The organism is Peribacillus sedimenti (assembly GCF_046237635.1).
GTDB classification, from domain to species: Bacteria; Bacillota; Bacilli; order Bacillales; family DSM-1321; genus Peribacillus; species Peribacillus sedimenti.
Genome location: NZ_CP143547.1, coordinates 4641946 through 4660454 on the forward strand (window position 1 = coordinate 4641946; position 18509 = coordinate 4660454).

Here is an 18509-nt window from a genome sequence, read left to right on the forward strand (position 1 = left end):
CCTGCTCATGTCGTATAAAAACAATGAGTGTATTATACCATAATTTTGTAGATTTATAATGATTTTGCTGTTGTAATTTGTCAAAGTTGTTGTCATAATCGTAGTAAAAATGTCTCCCACGGCTATTAATATTAATACTAATGACACGTGGTTGAATAGTAGTTTGTCGTTATTGGTAGTAATTACATGTTTAACTGTAGTTTTTTTGGGGTTTATCAAAAATTCGGAGGTCCTTATGAAAGTATTCTTTGTGTCGATTGCTGCAATTGTTTGTGCCGCTGTGCTGGCTTTTGGCAATATTCATTATAATGACAAGATCAATACTACAGTTGGTGCAGCTCAGGGGAAAACAGATTCAGTTAACCCCGGGTCCAGCAGTAACAGTTCGGATATCACTTCTCTTATTTCTAATTGGCCAAAGGATAGTCAAAAACTATTCCAGAAGCGACAAAAGGAAAACAAACCCTTTAGACTTCTAATGGTTGGATCAGATACCCATTGGACTGAGCCTGTCGTGAATAGTTTAAAAGAAACTTATAAAGGCATTGTGGTCGAAGTTCAGCAATATGAACTAAATTCTATGGAATTTATTCAGCTGGGTAAATACGAAGAACTACGGCAGGAAAAGGCAGATTTAATTTTATTGGAGCCTTTCACGTTAAAAGATAATGGGGAAGTTCGGTCAGAGGATTCCTTTGCTAATATCAATACGATAATGGATCGAGTAACTCAGGATAAAAAAGATACAGCTTTTATCCTGCAGCCGCCTAATCCGTTATATAATGCCACGTATTACCCTATGCAAGTTGCGGAATTGAAAAAGTTTGCCAAGGAAAAAGGTATTACTTACATGGATCACTGGACATCCTGGCCAGATCAGAAATCTGAGGAGATGAAAGGATATTTAACTTCAGATGGCAGCACGCCAAGCGACAATGGCTACGAAGTATGGAGCCGAGCGGTAACTGACTTTTTGATTAACAAGGTTAAATAGAACACTAATACCCCCCGAATAAAGGATACTACAATCCTCTATCCGGGGTTTTTTATGTAAGGATTTCAAAAGTAAAACATAATAATTCTAGAAGGTTTTAAAAAAACTTGTTAGTATGGTCGTTAAGGAAAATAACCAAAAAGTCTAAAGCACTAATATTTATATTATAAAAAGAAGTATGGGAGATTACGATAAATGCTTAAAAATAACATAAATCAGTATAACCCTGTCTACATCTTCTTCAGCATCATTTGGGGTGCAATTCTCTTTTTCTGTATATGCGTTGCCAATTTTGATGGTACGTTCTTTCATTTCGAAGCAGCTGATTTTAGATGGAATCCTAATCCTAACTTTAGAGAACTTTTTATCTTAAGTGACCTGACACAAATCCACGAGTATTTTTTACTAATCAAAACAGGTCACTTTGTAGGTTTTGCGGTACTTGAACTTTTGTTGTTTGCAGCGTTTAGACGTAAAGGGCTGACCGTGCTTTTAGGCCTTCTACTTGCAATTTCGACAGAGGTGTTGCAATTATACTTCTGGCGGGATGGCCGGATTTACGACATGATCATTGATTCAGCGGGAACATTTTGTTCGTACTTAATAATAAGATCTAAGATTCAGCGAAGTGAAAAATAGATTGATTTCCTTTCAATATCTCCTTTGAATTAATTTCTACGATTACCACAGTTCTGCTCCGGGTAAAGTGTATCAATCCGAAATCAGAGGGGTACTCTTGTCAATTACAAAAAGAATATCTTATTGGTGGCACAGAATCCAAATCAATTACCACTACACCCTTTTAGAAGGGTGTTTAGATAAACAGCTTCGTGATCAATTGGAATCAAAGATCCATTTTCATAGAGAGAAGGTAAAGGAAGTACACTTCTCAACGTACATTTTAAAAAGTTAATAATCTATTTTCTATCGACAACTACTTTTGACAGCCTTTTAAACTTACTTTAATTAAACTAAAGTCAAGTTCTAAACTTGCGAGGTGTTTATTATGTTTAAGAGGCTGCCTGGTGGTTTTAAAGTAGTTTACACCTGGAGAAAGTTCAGAATTATCTACTTACAACTAATGCTGGAAAGCTGTTTTGACGAAAGCATCAGGAAGAAACTTATACATAAAATAAACTATCACAAAAATAAGCTGGAAGAATTATTTGAAGCACCTAGGTAGGTGCTTTTTATTTTACGCAGTGGAAGCGGTCCTGATTTTTAATTTATTCAAATGTAGAGAATAATTTTTTATCTAACAAATCTCAATCTAATAATGGTATAATTTTCCTAGTTTGTTTACCAGGAGAGGATATAGATGAAAAAGAGTTTTAGTATTTTATTAGTAGTTTTGTTATTATTATCCGCTGCATCCTTCGACTCTAAGAATGCAAGCGCTGCGACCATGTCATTTTCAACGAAAGTTTCGAAGACTAAATCCTTAAGTTCTTTAAAGACGGTTTTGACCGGCTCTAAATGGTATCACGTAGAATATGATACCAATGGAAAAAATGTGAGGTTTATGGCGTTTAAGAATGTCAATCCGTATGGAGGGGGTACAGGATTGGCAGTATTGAGGGCTCAGAAAATAGGTGGCTACTATACTGACGTTACTATCGCAAACCCACAAGACAAAGATGTACTCTATGCATCAAAAAGAGTCATGCAGCTCATCGGAGTGCCGGTTGACCAAAAGAGCTATTTCAGTATTATTGATAAGGCGATGAAGTATAAGAAAGTTTACTTAGCGAAGTGGGGCAAATACCAATTCAGGGTTTATTATGACTCAGTTAATAAAGGGCTCTATCTGTTAGAGACTGAATATAATAAATTTAAATGAGGCCTATATGAAAATATCAAATCGCCTATTGTCTTTTCTGATCACCCTGATAATGTACGTCCTGTTTTTTCTTTCTGTCTCCAATGTGGAAGGTGATGAATCCAGCAATTCAATCATTGCGGCTGGCGCATTTGTCGCCATGACCTGGTTCGTAAACTTCCCGCTTGCCTGGTTTATTATGTACAAAATCTTAAAAGCCGCCCGGAATGATAAATAGTATTTTAATCTATATAAGTTGAACTAAAGATTTTTGACTTTCATTTGGTTTCATCTATATTTAGGAACCTGTTGATTGGAGCGGAAGGCGCGAGACTCCTGCGGGACAAGCGGCATAGGGAGACCCCGCAGGCGCCAAACGCGCCGAGGAGGCTCCCTGGCTGCCCCGCGGAAAGCGGAGCGCCTGGAACGGAAATCAACAGCCATATCTTTAGGGATAACTTGAGTAATGCACTTTTAAAATAAAAAATCCTGAGCCTACAAACAGACTCAGGGAAAAGATTAGTTATTTATGAAATCTTATTCATTAAAATGATAGACATCCCAAATATCAGGTGTCTCGGACCCGATATACCAGGCTGCCGCACCGCCCAGGTGATACTGTTTCACCTGGTTCATACGGAGCGTAATCGATTTTTGATCCTCTATCCATATTTGATGTTTTTCTTTATTTACCGTGTATTCTACATAATACTGTCCGGTTTCCGGTTTCCAAATCTTTTTAAGGTTTTTGGCAGAAATGATTTTCTCCACCTCAGGCATGGTCCGATCTATGCTCTTTACTTCCTTCGTGTCGAGGTCCGTCACCCATTCTCTTGTATAAAAGGGTACAGCCAGAACGATTTTATGGGAAGGAACATCTTTCATAAGAAGTTCCAAACCTTCCTTCACCCACGGCATGGAGGCCACTGAACCTGCGACCGGGCTATTGCCCCAATGCTCGTCATACCCCATCATAATAATATAGTCTGCGATGTTCCCGAGCTTCTTTCGGTCAAGGCTTCCTGACCAGAACGGATCCCCATTCTCCCTGGTGACATCCACTGCTACCTTCATTCCATACGGCTGGATTGCATTCTTAAGTTCGGTAATAAAATTGACATAATCCTGCTTGTTCTTCGGATCAATGTTTTCAAAATCTACATTAATCCCGTCACTGTTTGTAGCGGCCAATGAATCCCTCAAGGCAGAAACCAGCTTCTGACGGCTTGCAGCATTACGCAACACCTTATCAGTCAATTGAGGATCAAAGAGATTCCCAATCAGCGGCCACACCTGCTTGCCATTGTTATGCGCCGTCTCCAGATATTTTGTATCAGCAGAAATCGCAACGAAATTCCCTGAATCCGCCAAAGTATACCAGCGCGGAGATACAACATTCAGGTTTTCATGGTTCAATTGGGCAGAATAACTCGCGGCCGTACCTTTAAATTTCCAGCCCATCACGATACGACTCTGTGTTTTTTGCGACAGCTGCGATTTTTTGACCCAGCCGTTTTTGCCACCCAGCAATTGTACCTGAATATAGTAATCCGGGATATTCAATTTCCGTCCAATTTGAATTATAGAAGAGCTCAAACGGTTCAACTTAGTTATGTCGGACTGCGACACGCCATATTTCTTAGCAAGGGCTGATAATGTATCCTCTTGTACTACGCTATGAATTTTGTATACTTGCGGTATTTTTAGCTTTTGGCCTACTAAGATTTTTGTGGATGTAAGAGAATTAGCCTTCTGCAGCTCATTTACGGGTACATTATATCGCTTGGAAATAACAGATAAACTCTCCCCTGCAGTAACAATATGAACGACTACATCAGCTGAATCTCCTGCTAATGTTGTAAGCACCGGGTATTCTTCCCCTTTTTGTAGTACCGCAACTACAGCCGATCCTTGTTTAGGCTGGCTATAAGCCTTAATGCCATTCGCCTTAACAGCCCCTATTGCAAGCTGGCTGGCTGCTTCTCCTTTAATAGGTGCAATACTTATGGTAACAAATAAAATGATGATAAGTTGCAAGAATTTAAACATTGAAACCAACGTCTCCTCTAGATGGTAACTTCGATAACTTAACTAGTTTAATATTCTGTGAGCCTAAAAGATACCGGCAGTTTGTGGGGAAGTTACCAACAGAAGAATAGGCAGATGGTTTGACTGGTTTCCTGAATTGAACACGACAACATTCGATGCTTCATATCTTAGTTCAGATAAAACTACGGCAAAAAAAGAAACCAGACACCAAACGGCATCTGATTCCTAACAAATCTTATTTAACTTCAACCCAGCCATTCTTGATTGCCAGGACAACAGCCTGGGTACGGTCGTTTACATTCATTTTTTGAAGGATGTTGCTTACGTGATTTTTGACGGTTTTTTCACTGATGTACAGTGTTTCACCAATTCCACGGTTGCTCTTTCCGTCAGCAAGGAGCTGAAGGACTTCACATTCGCGGCGAGTCAACAGGTGAAGCGGCCTTCTGATTTCAATAGCATGGCCATGCTCGCCTTCATTGCCTTCCTCAGACGCCAGTCTGCGATACTCCCTCACCAGGTTGTGAGTGACCTTCGGGTGAAGGTAGGATCCGCCATCAGCTACTACCTTTACCGCTTCGATCAATGCGTCGGCATCCATTTCCTTCAGCAGGTAGCCTGATGCACCTGTTTTCAATGCATGCTGTACATAATTTTCGTCATCATGGATGGAAAGAATGATGACTTTTGTCTCCGGGTATCGGTCAATCAGCATTTTGGTTGCTTCTACGCCATTGATGTTTGGCATGTTAATATCCATAATTACTACATCCGGATTATATTGTTCAACGAGGGCCATTGCCTCGCTTCCATCGTCACCTTCTGCCACAACGTCAAAAGATGATTCAAAATCCAAAATCCGCTTTACTCCCTCACGGAATAATTGATGGTCGTCGATAATAATAATACTTGTTTTCAACGACTTCGCCCCCTCGTCCAGTACTCGAATTATTTTATATAAATTTATTTTTTCATCATTGTTTAAATGGAACCTGGATATAAACCATAGTTCCTGCGCCCGGATTGGATTCGATTGTGATTTCCCCATCCAGCAGTTCGACTCTTTCCTTCATGCCCATCAGGCCGAAAGAACCTTCCTTCTTCTGGGTAGAATCAAACCCTTTTCCGTCGTCTTTTACCACAACGGTAACAAAGTCCTCAGTCATTGATAATTTAACCTGTATCAGCTTAGGACTTGCATGTTTTAATCCATTCTGGACAGCTTCCTGGATCAGCCGGAACAGCGCAACCTCCATTTCGGAAGGAAGCCGTTTCTCTTCCCCAAGATTGGCAAAGGTCAGCTGGATCCCATCGTTATACTCTTCCGTAGTAAGAAGGTACTTTTTCAGTGTAGGAATCAGCCCCAGGTCATCCAGAGCCATCGGCCGGAGATCGTATATAATCCTCCTGACCTCATATAAGGCATTGCGTACCATGAGCTTAAGATTGCGTATTTCCCCAAGTGCCTCCTGGGCTCCACGCTCACGATACACCCTTTCAATGAGATCTGAGCGCATCATGACATTGGCCAGCATTTGCGCCGGTCCATCATGAATTTCACGGGAAAGCTTTTTCCTTTCCTCTTCCTGCGCCTGGATAACCTTCAGCCCGAATTCCTGCCTGCGCTGGGCATCCTCCAACGCTTCCCCAACCTGTCTTAAATCGCTTGTAAGATAATTTAGAACCACTGAAATCTGGGTGGCAAGATGCTCAGCCCGGTCGATTGTCTGTTTGAGGGTCTTAAGCCTTCTCTCCAGATCGTCACGCCTGTCCCGAAGCTGCTTTTCCAGCTGGCGATTCATCTGCAGGTCAATCTGCAGCTTGTGCGCCCTCTCGTAAGCATCCCGAACCTGCTCCTCAGAGAACTGCTTGAAATTCATGCTTACCTCGGACAGCCTCTTCCGTGCAAGGCGCGCCTTTGTTTCCAATGCGTCTCCTTCATTGATGATGAAAGATACTTTTCCCCGGATTTCTGTGAGTTCTTCAGTGAAACTTTCAAAGTCCTTCCGGCATTGTTCCTCAATCTCGAAAATTTCCGACTTGCTCTCCCCAACAGTGTGAACCATCGTCTCGAGTATTGAGTCAAGTGCCTGGCTGTCTACCTTATTAATGGCCATACATCTTCCTCCGCTTTGGCCCAACAGAGTCCTGATCGTTTTGTATGTTTCATAGATTTGTTGGTTATGATAAAAATTCCATGCCGTGGCTTCTCATAGAAAGGGCCACTCAAAATGTAAAGTCGAAAGAAACTGACCACTGACCTCTTATGTACATAATGTGACAAAAAGCTTAACTCAGTTATATCGTATCATCAACCAAACGACTATAAAAAGGGAAAACATTGCCTGCAGGTTTTTCATGAAATGTGTTGACATTCTACTATTATCCTAAAGCATATTCCCGGGCGGATGCAAACTTATTGAGCATCACCCAGCCAGTGAACCGGTTGTCACCTCTATATTAAGAGACAGAAATCATCAGCATCTGATAAAAAAATCATTCTTTTTCACGAATAATATTCTTTTAAGCATATGTTACTATCTTAAAATAGTACTATATGCTGTATTTATTATAGCATGATGTTTGGTGCTTTATATTAAGATTCCTTTACATAACCTTACTGTTTGTTTACGATTTTTCAAGCCATTTCTGCCACTTATATCCTTTATTATTATACTTGACTCAAGGAATTTGCCACACTATGTCGCAAAGCCTATAATTAAATATACAAATTAAAATGTCATTTTCTTTACAAACTATAATTATTTTTATCAGGAGGTTTATCATGCTTCCACGTTATTTAACAGTCAGTACAGAAGCGGGAGAACATGAAATCGCGATCCAGAAGTCCCGGTTCATTGCACATATAAAGAGAGTAGAAACTGAGGCTGAGGCCCAGGAATTTATCCAGTCCATCAAGAAGAAGCACTGGGATGCAACCCATAACTGCTCTGCATATATGATCGGGGACAGGGATCAAATCCAAAAAGCGAATGATGATGGGGAACCGAGCGGGACAGCAGGCGTACCGATTCTGGAGGTTATCAAGAAAAAAGGATTAAAGGATACGGCTGTAGTTGTCACCCGATATTTCGGTGGCATTAAACTTGGTGCTGGCGGACTCATCCGCGCCTATAGCGGAGCTACGTCCGAAGGAATCAATCATTTGGGCATCATTGAGCGCAAACTGATGCGCATCATGCAGACAAAAGTAGATTACACCTGGCTCGGCAAGCTTGAAAACGAACTCCGCTCCTCCGTCTATGAAATAAAAGAAATCCACTATCTCGATAATGTAATTATAGATACGTATGTCGAGGAAGGCCAAAAACAGAATTTCACGGATTGGATGATTGAGCTAACAAACGGCCAGGCGATCATTACAGAGGGAGAAATGCTTTATCTTGAAAAGAAACTATAGCAAATCTCGAATTCCTTCTCCTCAAAGTCATAATAGTCCTCAGCAATATCAGGTACCTGACTTTCGAATATAACCTGTTTGGTCATATTTATAAGGAATACAAAGACTGGACTGCTGCGCGTCCCTTCATTTGCGCATTAAGTATCATAACCGGTCTATCTTTGAAAGATAGGCTTTTTTTACTGTCTTCCAGCAGGTTTATATGAAAACAATATAACTATTTACCACATTTACAAATAATGGTATATTAACCTCCTAAAACTGATGTTAGGAGTGTACAGAATAATGAAAAAATTTATTATAGGTTCGTGCCTGGCGTTAGCCATATCTACTGGAGTACCTGCAATTACTAATATTGGAGTTCACGAAACTGAGGCTGCCTCAGTTGCTGGAAAATCTTATTCCTACTATCTTTCCAAATCTCAGGCCAAAAGTGTTTATAAAAGCATGAAAAAAGCTGAAAAAGTTGGAGGTTGGGCAAGTATTTTTCTAGGACTGATTGCTAAAGGACAGGCAGCCAGTGTCGGCGTTGCCCTTTCAGCTAGTTCCGTTGGTAAAAAGGAAGTCGAAAAGGCATATCACAAAGGTATGCGATTAAAGGTTACTTATACTTATGGAGTTACCATGTCGTTAAATAAAACAACTTTTAAAGCAGTCAAATAAGACAAAAACAGTATTTGAGATATTTTGGGTTTAACCAAGAAGGATAATCACCTTACTGAAATGGCAAAACCCGTGTTTTCTTCTTGTCTGTGAGCCAAATAATCTTAAAACAAACTTACATTGCCAGAAATGTAGTTCACAAAGCACTCTTCGGGGTGCTTTTTTGCGTTGTCGGCAGGGAATTTGAGAATATGCTTGATCAAGTCGTGCGAACAATCAAAATCAAAAGCAATAGAATGATAAAACCTAATAGTTTCCAATGCGCAAGAGTCTCAAAGAGTCAAAGATATCTATGTTCCACAACAGTTAACAGAATGAGGTTTATGTGCAACGGATTCTATTGCTTACTGTATTAGAAAGATTTCCAAAAATTCGCTACTCTCCTAGATAAATTTTATTTTACGAAAGGTATAATCCATTGTAAAATAAAGTTTAGTCGATTTTTGCAGTTTTTTGAGATTAATGGATTCATCGTTTGATATATTGCAAAAAAGGAGAAACCATATGCCTACAACAAGACGCATATATAAGATAAAGAAGAAAAAGAAACGAAAAAGAAGAATATTGCTCCTTATGCTTCCGATTCTATTGCTCGCTTTAGGGGCTTCTGTCTATGGCGGCTATTTGATTACAAAAGCCCAATCGATGTTGGGAGATTCGTTTGAATCTATAGGAATGTCCTCCAAGAGGGATGAAAAAGTAGACCCTATGGCAGATAATGTGTCGCTGCTGTTTATTGGTGTCGATGACAGTAAAACCCGGAACCAGCAGGGACATTCACGCTCGGACGCTTTAATGCTGGCGACCTTTAATAAGAAACAGAAGAATATCAAGCTGGTCAGTATCCCGCGTGACTCGTATGTGTATATTCCCGAAAAAGGCTCTAGGACAAAAATCAACGCAGCTCACGCAATTGGCGGTCCCAAAGCTACAGTGGAAACCGTTGAGGAGCTTCTTGATGTACCTGTTGATTATTATGTCCGCATGAACTTCAATGCATTCATTGATGTTGTTGATGCACTCGAGGGAATTGAAGTGGACGTACCTTACGAAATCAACGAAATCGATTCAAAAGATAGAAAGAGAGCCGTTCACTTGATGCCGGGTCTACAGACTCTCAACGGAGAAGAGGCCCTTGCACTTGCCCGTACAAGAAAACAGGACAGTGACATTTACCGCGGACAGCGCCAGCAGGAAATCCTGAAGGCAATCATGAAAAAAGCCGCAAGCGCTGGCGCCATTACTAAGTATACAGACGTAATCGAGGCAGTTGGCGACAATATGACAACCAACCTCCAGTTCAGTGAAATGAAGGCCTTCATTCAATACGTGACCAATTCATCTGGCCTCGACATTGAATCTGTAAAATTAAATGGATCTGACAGTTATATTAACGGTGTTTACTACTACCAATTGGATGATGCATCGGTAGCGGAAGCACAGGCAGCATTGAAATCTCACCTGAATATATCTTCACCAGATTCGATGTCAGAGAACACTCAAACTGATAGCAGCTCAGATTCTTCTGAATTTTGATATAGTATTCCAACGAAAGGACGCCATACAGGCGTCCTTTTTGCTTATTTACATTTTTATATTACATTTTGGCTGTATAAGACACCCTCGATTCTGATTCTGTAAATTACACACGATTAAGCAAAACCGTCACTACTGCTACTATAGCAATTGTGATTGCAATGTATGTGCTTATAATGATTTTCTTTTTTCTTAATTTCTTTCCATAAATTTCTTCGGCTGTATTCCATCGGTTTTTATACATCAAATACACTCCTCATGTTTGATGGCAGCTGGCTGGCATTGTCTGTAACAGTAGCCCCTCTAGCTTTGCGTCATTATTTTTCAATAATTTTGCCTTTCAATATGAAGTGTACGATAACGCATCATCCAAAATAAGGTTCATTTTACTTATTTTCCACATCTTTCATAGGTGTGCTCATAGTACTAAGCCCATCCACTTCTATACGAATCTGTCTATCTCACAGTACTTATCGTACGGTATTAAAAAAACCCGGCGTTAGCCGGGTCCACTCATTTTTTGTTACTGAATATTTTGAGCAATGGTTGATAATTGGAGCCTACCAGCCCAATCTTTTCTACAATAAGTTCGATTGTGATAAGAAGAATTCCGACTATGATCAATGCTCCCCACATGGTGGCAAAAGAGAAGATGATCGCAGCCAGTCCAAACGCGGAAGCAAGTGCATAAATAAGCAATACTGCTTGTTTATGGGAAAAGCCTACACGTACCAGACAATGGTGGAGGTGGGACTTATCAGGAGCAGCCAGAGGCTGTTTATTGACCAGGCGGCGGATGATAGCGAAGAATGTATCGGAAATCGGAACACCAAGAATGATAATCGGTACAATCAAAGAAATCATCGTTACATTTTTAAATCCAAGGATCGATAGCACAGCTATGATATAACCAAGAAAAAGGGAACCGGTATCCCCCATGAATATTTTTGCCGGGTGAAAATTGAACTTCAGGAATCCAAGTGCCCCGCCAGTCAGAATAAGGGCGGTTGTAGCAACAAAGATATCCCCCATAATGATTGCCATGACTGACATGGTGACTAGTGCGATAGTAGAGACTCCCGCTGCCAGTCCATCGAGGCCGTCAATCAGGTTGATTGCATTCGTTATCCCAACGATCCAGAGAATCGTGATCGGTATACTGAACATGCCGAACTGCAATTCCCCGCCAAAAGGAAGGTTAATGAAGGTAACCTGCAGGCCGCCCCACATGATGACAATGAGAGCAGCAGCTACCTGGCCAAGAAACTTGGTTCGTGCCCTCAGTTCATAGATGTCATCAAACACACCAATAAGCATCACCAGTGTCGCACCAGCCATAATCGGCAGCATGGTAGTGTGATTGGGAGTAAGGATTAATCCTGCTATAAAAAAACTGATGAATATTGCGAGCCCGCCCATGCGAGGCATAATCTTCTGATGAACTTTTCTTTCATTAGGCTTGTCGGTGGCCCCAACCTTATTTGCAAGTCGGATGACTAGAGGGGTAATAAGCAAAGACAAGGAAAATGATAGCAATAAGGCCAAAATATACATAGACCCACCCCATAATAATATACTAAAGATTGAATACCCCTCGCAAGTTACGATAAAACCGGTCTGGGCCCAATCTATTTTCTCTATTCCTAACTAAACATTATAAAGGCTTTCGGCAATTTTCACCATAGAAATTTACTTTTTGGAATCAAAATGTAAATTTTGTGTAAATTATTTTCCAACAAACAAAGCCAAGCTACCACTCCCATAATGAAAAAGTTCAGCACCTTCTTCTATTACGATAACCAAAAAAAGTGCCTATATGAGCTCAACGTTCCATAAAACCAACAGTATACCCTTTTAAACATTAGACGCAGTACTGATGCCGAAGGTTTCATGAATTCCGCTATATTTTTACTGTTTCCTGCCCTTGGCCACATGGAGGATAAATAGCGGAAGCACCAGCATCCTCCTCCATCTGGAAGGCTGCTTGATCAGTCTGTACAGCCATTCCAGGTTCAGCTTCTGCCAGATCACAGGTGCCCTGTTCAGCTTTCCTGCAAGAATATCAAAGCTTCCTCCAACACCCATGAACAGCCCCTTTGGGAATATGGAAATGTATTTATGTATCCATTGCTCCTGGCGCGGGAAGCCTAATGCCGTCAGTATAATGTCAGGCTTCAGCTGCGCGATCCTTTCCGCAATTTCTCTTTCATTAATATCGATAAAACCGTGATGATAACCGACCAGCCGGAGGCTCGGATACTGCCGCTTCACATTTTCTGCAGCTTTCTCAATGACGGACTTTTCCGCACCAAGCATATAAACCTTAAGTCCCTTTTCGTTGGCGATCTCAAACATGTCGTGCATGATATCAAATCCTGCAACGCGTTCCTGCAACGGCTGTTTTATCATCTTTGAAGCAATGATGATGCCTATTCCATCAGGCGCAATCACATCAGCCTGGTCAAGGATATCTTTATACTCCGGATGGTTGTTTGCATATTCCACAATTTCCGGATTGGCAGTTACGATGAAGCGCTTCTGGCGGTTTTCCAGCGCAGGTTTGATGATATTCTGAATCAGATCTTTCCTAGTCGTATTTATAAAAGGGATATTTAAAACCTTTACTTTTTTTTGCATATTCTCAGCCTTCCTTTTAAACCTCAACAAAATTCCATCTGTTTTCAATCAAGCGGTTTTCCGCAATTAGTATTAATTATTAATGAACGCATTATGAAAAGAAAGAAAAAATAACAAAAAGCGACGAAAAATTCGCAGCCTTTCTTTATGCTGCCTGTACTTCCGTGTTGTCCTTTCTGGCTTTTTCAGCTTTACAGTCGGCACAGGAATAATGAATTGGGAATTTGGCAAGTATGCAATCACCCTTGCAGTAAAACGCTGCTACTCACTGTGGCTGCGAATACAAACAGCAGTCCTGACGGCGTCCACCATCCGGTTGGTAGCCATACCCTCAAAAATACAACGGCGTCGGATGAATGACATAGATTCCCATAGAGTATTTCCCAATGGAGGTAAGAATCTTCCCGGCGAAAAACGTATGTGAAATTTTTGGATACAGGGATAACAAAAAAAGTACAAAGGCAGGAATATAAAATAGATTTGCAGGTCTGGTAGACGTTAAGATTCCATTTTTCATAAAATTCATAAGTAATTCCAAGCAGGATCGCCGTGAATAATAGAAGGAATTCACGGCGGTATTTTTTTGCAGCAGCCAATACATCCTCCCAAAAATAAGAAAGTACCCCGCCAAGAACGAAATAACAAATCCAATGGACTACAAAAGAACGATCCAATAGAACAGTATGTATCAAATCATTATCTACTGTTTCCCAAACGACAGTTTAAGACATCAATATATAATTTGCTGTTCTGGTCTACGACAACTAAATTCTAAGAAAATCCTAGAATCATATAGCAGTTTGCCCTGCCATCTCAAAAAAGTTAAAAAATATGGGAACTACACACCATTTCATAAGGAAATCTTCCTCATAATAACAGCACTTCCAACAAACATACCTGACTTTAAGGACCGATGGCTTATGTAAATTATCTCATCTGTTACACAATTGTTAACTAACTGTAATATAATGCCCGAAACGGTTGCTATACCCATATATAGAGGTAAATAAACCTTCTTCGACAAATAAGACGAATAAAATATTATGTTACTATATCTCCATTGGATAATAGTAGACAATTAAACTACTATTTCCACATTCTTTTACTTTTTTCCAAATAACCAGACAGGAGGAACCATGAGAAAGGTCACAAAAAAATTCAGTTCACTATTACTCAGTTTTTCTTTAGTTTTTTCAGCTCTGCCTATTTATAGCTCTGCTGCTGTAAATGGAAGTACTGCTGAAAATACCATTGTCACTTCTGAAACAGAGGAAGCCATGTCGCTATGGAAAGATGAGAAAACAGACAGCGAGCTTGTGGCTTCGATTCCTAGCGGGTCAGAAATTACAGTATTAGAAAAAGGTGCTTCATTTACATATGTAAGCTACCTGGAGTTATCAGAACCAGTAGAGCATACTGGCTATGTAGAGAACAAGTTTATCGTGAATGCGGAAGACACAGCAAATACGGATTCCGAGCTTCCGACAGCAGATTCGGACACTGCGGTCTCTGAAGGATCTACACCTCAGCAAAATGCTGAACCCGCTGACAATTCTACTGAAACTTCAGAAAGTTCTGCTGCTATCCCTAAAGCTTCAAGAGCTTCCATTAGCAGTACTGCAGAGACAGGCAGCAGTGATCAAACATTAAACAGTGCAGGTACTGATCATACTGGAACTGCAGCGAGCACAGAGGATGCAAATAGCACAGAAACAGAATCAGCCGACATTCAAGCTTCCGGCATTACATCCACACAGTCCACCGGCACAGAAGTCGAAGCTGCTGCTGAAGAAGGTGCAGAAACCGAGCTTATGACAGGGATTGCCCTGAAAGGCCCGACAAATATTTATGCACAGACGAATGAGGAATCAAGAGTCCTAAAAAGTTATGCGCAAGGCACGCTGCTGAAATATCAGTCCTTCACCACCAGCTGGTATAGGTGTACAGTTTATATCAACGGCAAAGCAACAGCAGGATTTATAAAGAAAACAGATGTTGAAAACACAGTCGCTCCCCAGGTATGGATGACGGGTGTTACACTGCCCGCCATCATGAATGTGTATTCAAAGGCTTCTATTACCTCCAAACCTTTAAAGAGCTATCTACAGGGTACAGTAGTGAAATATAAAACTTTCATTTCTGGCTGGTATCAATCTACCGTCTATATCAATGGAGTCGCTGCCATATGCTATATAAGGAAGAGTGATGTCGAAAACACGATCACACCCCAACAGTGGTTAAACGGAATCTCCTTAAATACGACAATGAATGTTTATAACAGGGCTTCCACTGCCGGTAAGGTGTTAAAAACCTATCCGCAGGGTACTCTATTAAAATACAAGACTTTTTCATCCACGTGGTATCAATCAAGCGTATATATAAAGGGTAAGGCGACAGTCGTCTACATAAAAAAAAGCGGTGTGGAAAATACGGTTTCTCCTCAGAAATGGGTGAAAGGAATCGTTAAATACAGCAAACTGAATGTATATTCCAGAGCTTCCACCTCATCCAGGGCATTAAAGTCCTATGTCCAGGGTAGCATTTTGTCATATAAGACTTTTACTTCAGGATGGTATCAATCCACCGTCTATATCAACGGCAAGGCGACCACCTGCTACCTCAGAAAAAGTGATGTGGAAAATGCTGTATCAGAGCAGCAGTCCTTACGAGGTGTTACCCGCTATGCCAAAACGTATGTGTATTCCCGTGCGTCTGCTTCCTCCACTGATTTGAAATCTTATGCGCAGGGTTCGGTTTTATCCTATAAGACTTTTACCTCCGGCTGGTATCAGTCTACCGTGTATATCAATGGCAAAGCGACTACCTGCTATATCAGGAAAAGCGATGTCGAAAACACAATTTCACCGGTTCAGAATCTGGAAGGGCTCACGATGAAGGAGCCTGTTTCCATCTACAGTAAGGCAACAGGAAATTCCAACATTCTAAGAAACTATAAAAAAGGCGTCATCCTAAAGTTTTGGCCGCTAACGTCAGACTGGTATGAAACGAATATTTATATAAATGGCAAGGCGACCAGGGGATATATCAAGGCAGGTGATATAAAAGTGCTGGAAGATGACATAAACTTCGTCAGGGAATCAACTGATTACGGCCTGTCACTTGAAGAGGCAGCAGATATGCAAATGAAGGTCAACCCGCAGACTGACTCCTCAGGATCATGGAGTACAGCACCAAGGTCAGAGGTGGAACATTACCTGAATCCTGCCAATTTTGCACAGACATCGACAGCCTACTATCAGTTCCTTGTCCTATCCTCCTATGCAGGCACAGACCAGGATGAGCTGAACAATAAGATTCTCGCAGGAAAAGGTGTACTAGAGGGCAAGGGATCCTCTTATATCACTGCAGCGAAAGAGTATGGAGTCAATGAAATTTACTTGGTGAGTCACTCTCTTCTCGAGACTGGAAACGGATTAAGCCGTCTAGCCAATGGAGTTGCGGTTAATGGCGTAACCGTCTATAACGTTTACGGCATCGGTGCAATCGATTCGGACCCACTGGGCGGAGGATCCCAATTTGCTTATGAGCAGGGCTGGACCTCTGTTGAAAAAGCGATTGAAGGCGGAGCAAAATTCGTGGCCGACAACTATATCAGCAAGGGTCAAAACACATTGTACAAGATGCGATGGAATCCCGATGGCATGGAGCGATACGGATATGCCAACCACCAATATGCTTCGGATGTAGGCTGGGCTGTAAAACAGACCGATCGAATCGTCAGCATGTATAATCAATTATCGCGTTATACACTTGTGTTCGATTTACCGACGTATTACCTTTAATATAACGAAGCGTGCCTTAAACATCGGGCACGCTTTTTTCAAGCAAAGATAGTAGTTGTCTAACAAAGAGGATGTTTTCCTATATTAGCTTCATCCTTATAAAAAGCAAAAACCCTGTTTTCCGATAACAGGGTTCTTCCATCATGAAGCTATTTTCTCACAAGCATATGAAAGGTTTTGCAGGCATGCTTTCCTAAGGAATTCATCGCATACAAAGTCATACATCAGCTCGTGCTCCAGGGTTGAATATGCTTCAGATATGCTCGCTTCCTTTATTTCTTCGCCATTTTTCTCAAGGTAGCTTAAAATTTCTCTCTCAAAATATTCCACACTTCCAAATAATACAGTCAATTCCTGTAGGCCCACCTTTCTTTATGATTTTTGAGTCATCCGAACACCGATTAGAGGCAAGAACCAACCTACTTTTCGCCATATGTCTACCCATTTACCCAATTTTCCCCATACCAAACGCCAAAAGGAAAAGTCCACCAAAAAAGGCAGGCGGACTGAAAGAGCAAATGAAAATATGCTTCCCAGGTGCGATTCCGTACTGTGTGGCAACCCGACTATCGTAGTACTCAGACCTTAGACTCGTGGCTTTGCGTCCCTATTTTTCAATAGGTTTGCCTTTTCAATTGCTTTAATCATAAAACTTTAGTATGAATTTTTCAACAGCTTTCGACAACATTCTGGTAAACCAGTCTAAAAATAGTAAAAAAGGACCAAATGACAACAGAAAAAAACCCTGGTTATAACACCCGGGGCTCTTGTTCTCTATGTTTATGCCTTTGCCATGCTCCGCCTTTTTGTTGCATCCTCGCGAAATTTCTTCTGTTCGGCTTTGGACATCGCCTTGTATTCCTTCAAGAACTTCTCATATTTCGGCATGACCTCTTCAATGGGGCCATATGCCTTTACCTCGCCATGCTCGATCCACAGGGCCTTTTGACAAAATTGCTTCATTTGGCCAAGGGAATGGCTGACGAAGAACATAGTCTTTCCACGTGCTTTGAACTCATTCATTTTATCAAGGCATTTTTCCGCAAAGGCCTTGTCGCCAACGGACAGCGCTTCATCAATAATCAGAACGTCCGGGTCGATATGCACTGAGATGGAGAAACCCAGCCTTGATTTCATCCCGCTGGAATAGGATTTGACAGGCTGGTCAATGAACTTTCCAAGCTCGGAAAACTCAATGATCTCCGGCTCCAGTTCCTTGATCTGATTCTTGTCGAAGCCCATCATCAGCATTTTGAGCTCGATGTTTTCGCGTCCTGTAAGCTGGTTATTCAGCCCGGCTGCCACAGCAATCAGGGCAGTCTTGCCATCGATCTGCACATTGCCGTCTGTCGGAGGGACAATTCCGGCGATGATGTTGGAGAGGGTTGACTTCCCTGAGCCATTGACACCAACAAAGCCGATGACATCGCCCTTTTCTGCTTCAAAGCTGACATTTCTAATGGCATAGAAATCCTCTCCGTAGTTTTTCGGCAGGATGAGGTCCAATAATTTCTCAGATGTTTTATTATATAGTTTATATCGCTTCGTAACGTTTTTTACGACGACTGATTTTTCCAAAATATTCAC

General features: G+C 41.2%; 16 protein-coding genes and 2 riboswitches. Of the genes, 8 read left to right on the forward strand and 8 right to left on the reverse strand.

The genetic code is table 11. The features are described from left to right. Positions 1–235 precede the first annotated feature (235 nt). The 4 genes from V1500_RS22835 to V1500_RS22850 all read left to right on the forward strand — a co-directional run bounded on the left by V1500_RS22835 (position 236) and on the right by V1500_RS22850 (position 3051). Positions 236–994: an SGNH/GDSL hydrolase family protein gene (locus V1500_RS22835; RefSeq protein WP_409302889.1), complete on the forward strand. Its 759-nt coding sequence runs from the start codon at positions 236–238 to the stop codon at positions 992–994. A 195-nt stretch (positions 995–1189) separates the two neighbouring features. Next, the gene (locus V1500_RS22840) at positions 1190–1633 is read left to right on the forward strand and encodes a VanZ family protein (RefSeq protein ID WP_409302891.1); all 444 of its coding nucleotides are present in this window, start codon (positions 1190–1192) and stop codon (positions 1631–1633) included. Between the two features lie 679 nt (positions 1634–2312). Then, entirely contained in the window at positions 2313–2834 is a 522-nt protein-coding gene (locus tag V1500_RS22845) for a hypothetical protein (protein ID WP_409302893.1), read from the forward strand. Between the two features lie 7 nt (positions 2835–2841). Continuing rightward, a complete protein-coding gene (locus V1500_RS22850; protein WP_409302895.1) occupies positions 2842–3051 on the forward strand; it encodes a hypothetical protein in 210 nt (69 codons plus the stop codon). A gap of 299 nt (positions 3052–3350) precedes the next feature. Here V1500_RS22850 and V1500_RS22855 read toward each other — a convergent pair whose 3' ends face one another. The 3 genes from V1500_RS22855 to V1500_RS22865 form a co-directional block, all read right to left on the reverse strand. Continuing rightward, complete coding sequence (locus tag V1500_RS22855) at positions 3351–4862, reverse strand: LysM peptidoglycan-binding domain-containing protein (protein ID WP_409302897.1); 1512 nt, start codon at positions 4860–4862, stop codon at positions 3351–3353. A gap of 235 nt (positions 4863–5097) precedes the next feature. Further along, positions 5098–5781, reverse strand: coding sequence for a response regulator (locus V1500_RS22860; protein ID WP_409302899.1), 684 nt, complete (start codon positions 5779–5781; stop codon positions 5098–5100). 55 nt (positions 5782–5836) lie between these two features. Beyond that, positions 5837–6979, reverse strand: a complete 1143-nt coding sequence (locus V1500_RS22865) for a sensor histidine kinase (RefSeq protein ID WP_409302901.1) — start codon at positions 6977–6979, stop codon at positions 5837–5839. A gap of 668 nt (positions 6980–7647) precedes the next feature. On the opposite strand from V1500_RS22865, the gene V1500_RS22870 reads away from it, so the two are divergent. From V1500_RS22870 to V1500_RS22880, 3 genes are all read left to right on the forward strand, one after another. Beyond that, complete coding sequence (locus V1500_RS22870; RefSeq protein ID WP_409302903.1) at positions 7648–8283, forward strand: YigZ family protein; 636 nt, start codon at positions 7648–7650, stop codon at positions 8281–8283. A gap of 285 nt (positions 8284–8568) precedes the next feature. Continuing rightward, on the forward strand, positions 8569–8946 hold the full coding sequence (locus V1500_RS22875; protein ID WP_409302905.1) for a hypothetical protein: 378 nt from the start codon (positions 8569–8571) through the stop codon (positions 8944–8946). A 504-nt stretch (positions 8947–9450) separates the two neighbouring features. After that, positions 9451–10482, forward strand: a complete 1032-nt coding sequence (locus tag V1500_RS22880; RefSeq protein ID WP_409302907.1) for an LCP family protein — start codon at positions 9451–9453, stop codon at positions 10480–10482. 106 nt (positions 10483–10588) lie between these two features. Here the strand turns inward: V1500_RS22880 and V1500_RS22885 are convergent, their stop codons facing one another. The 3 genes from V1500_RS22885 to V1500_RS22895 form a co-directional block, all read right to left on the reverse strand. Next, positions 10589–10726 (reverse strand): hypothetical protein, encoded by a 138-nt coding sequence (locus tag V1500_RS22885; protein ID WP_409302909.1) that lies wholly within the window; start codon positions 10724–10726, stop codon positions 10589–10591. A gap of 20 nt (positions 10727–10746) precedes the next feature. Continuing rightward, positions 10747–10830, reverse strand: a riboswitch (cyclic di-GMP riboswitch). A 165-nt stretch (positions 10831–10995) separates the two neighbouring features. Continuing rightward, the gene (locus V1500_RS22890) at positions 10996–12036 is read right to left on the reverse strand and encodes an MraY family glycosyltransferase (RefSeq protein WP_409302911.1); all 1041 of its coding nucleotides are present in this window, start codon (positions 12034–12036) and stop codon (positions 10996–10998) included. A gap of 354 nt (positions 12037–12390) precedes the next feature. After that, on the reverse strand, positions 12391–13119 hold the full coding sequence (locus V1500_RS22895; RefSeq protein WP_409302913.1) for a WecB/TagA/CpsF family glycosyltransferase: 729 nt from the start codon (positions 13117–13119) through the stop codon (positions 12391–12393). A gap of 1136 nt (positions 13120–14255) precedes the next feature. Between V1500_RS22895 and V1500_RS22900 the strand changes: the two genes are divergently transcribed. Continuing rightward, positions 14256–16922, forward strand: coding sequence for a glucosaminidase domain-containing protein (locus tag V1500_RS22900; RefSeq protein ID WP_409302915.1), 2667 nt, complete (start codon positions 14256–14258; stop codon positions 16920–16922). A gap of 141 nt (positions 16923–17063) precedes the next feature. On the opposite strand, the gene V1500_RS22905 is transcribed toward V1500_RS22900, so the two are convergent. Continuing rightward, positions 17064–17273: a hypothetical protein gene (locus V1500_RS22905; RefSeq protein WP_409302917.1), complete on the reverse strand. Its 210-nt coding sequence runs from the start codon at positions 17271–17273 to the stop codon at positions 17064–17066. 202 nt (positions 17274–17475) lie between these two features. Continuing rightward, positions 17476–17560: riboswitch (cyclic di-GMP riboswitch) on the reverse strand. Between the two features lie 142 nt (positions 17561–17702). Beyond that, on the reverse strand, positions 17703–18500 hold the full coding sequence (tagH, locus tag V1500_RS22910) for a teichoic acids export ABC transporter ATP-binding subunit TagH (protein WP_409302918.1): 798 nt from the start codon (positions 18498–18500) through the stop codon (positions 17703–17705). Positions 18501–18509 lie beyond the last annotated feature (9 nt).

Bases quoted from the DNA above. Each gene is read 5' to 3' on its own strand.
- V1500_RS22835 (WP_409302889.1), top strand. From the start codon at position 236: ATGAAAGTATTCTTTGTGTCGATTGCTGCAATTGTTTGTGCCGCTGTG.
- V1500_RS22900 (WP_409302915.1), top strand. From the start codon at position 14,256: ATGAGAAAGGTCACAAAAAAATTCAGTTCACTATTACTCAGTTTTTCT.
- V1500_RS22895 (WP_409302913.1), bottom strand. From the start codon at position 13,119: ATGCAAAAAAAAGTAAAGGTTTTAAATATCCCTTTTATAAATACGACT.
- V1500_RS22885 (WP_409302909.1), bottom strand. From the start codon at position 10,726: ATGTATAAAAACCGATGGAATACAGCCGAAGAAATTTATGGAAAGAAA.
- V1500_RS22880 (WP_409302907.1), top strand. From the start codon at position 9,451: ATGCCTACAACAAGACGCATATATAAGATAAAGAAGAAAAAGAAACGA.
- V1500_RS22870 (WP_409302903.1), top strand. From the start codon at position 7,648: ATGCTTCCACGTTATTTAACAGTCAGTACAGAAGCGGGAGAACATGAA.
- V1500_RS22850 (WP_409302895.1), top strand. From the start codon at position 2,842: ATGAAAATATCAAATCGCCTATTGTCTTTTCTGATCACCCTGATAATG.
- V1500_RS22845 (WP_409302893.1), top strand. From the start codon at position 2,313: ATGAAAAAGAGTTTTAGTATTTTATTAGTAGTTTTGTTATTATTATCC.
- V1500_RS22890 (WP_409302911.1), bottom strand. From the start codon at position 12,036: ATGTATATTTTGGCCTTATTGCTATCATTTTCCTTGTCTTTGCTTATT.
- V1500_RS22865 (WP_409302901.1), bottom strand. From the start codon at position 6,979: ATGGCCATTAATAAGGTAGACAGCCAGGCACTTGACTCAATACTCGAG.
- V1500_RS22840 (WP_409302891.1), top strand. From the start codon at position 1,190: ATGCTTAAAAATAACATAAATCAGTATAACCCTGTCTACATCTTCTTC.
- V1500_RS22855 (WP_409302897.1), bottom strand. From the start codon at position 4,862: ATGTTTAAATTCTTGCAACTTATCATCATTTTATTTGTTACCATAAGT.
- V1500_RS22875 (WP_409302905.1), top strand. From the start codon at position 8,569: ATGAAAAAATTTATTATAGGTTCGTGCCTGGCGTTAGCCATATCTACT.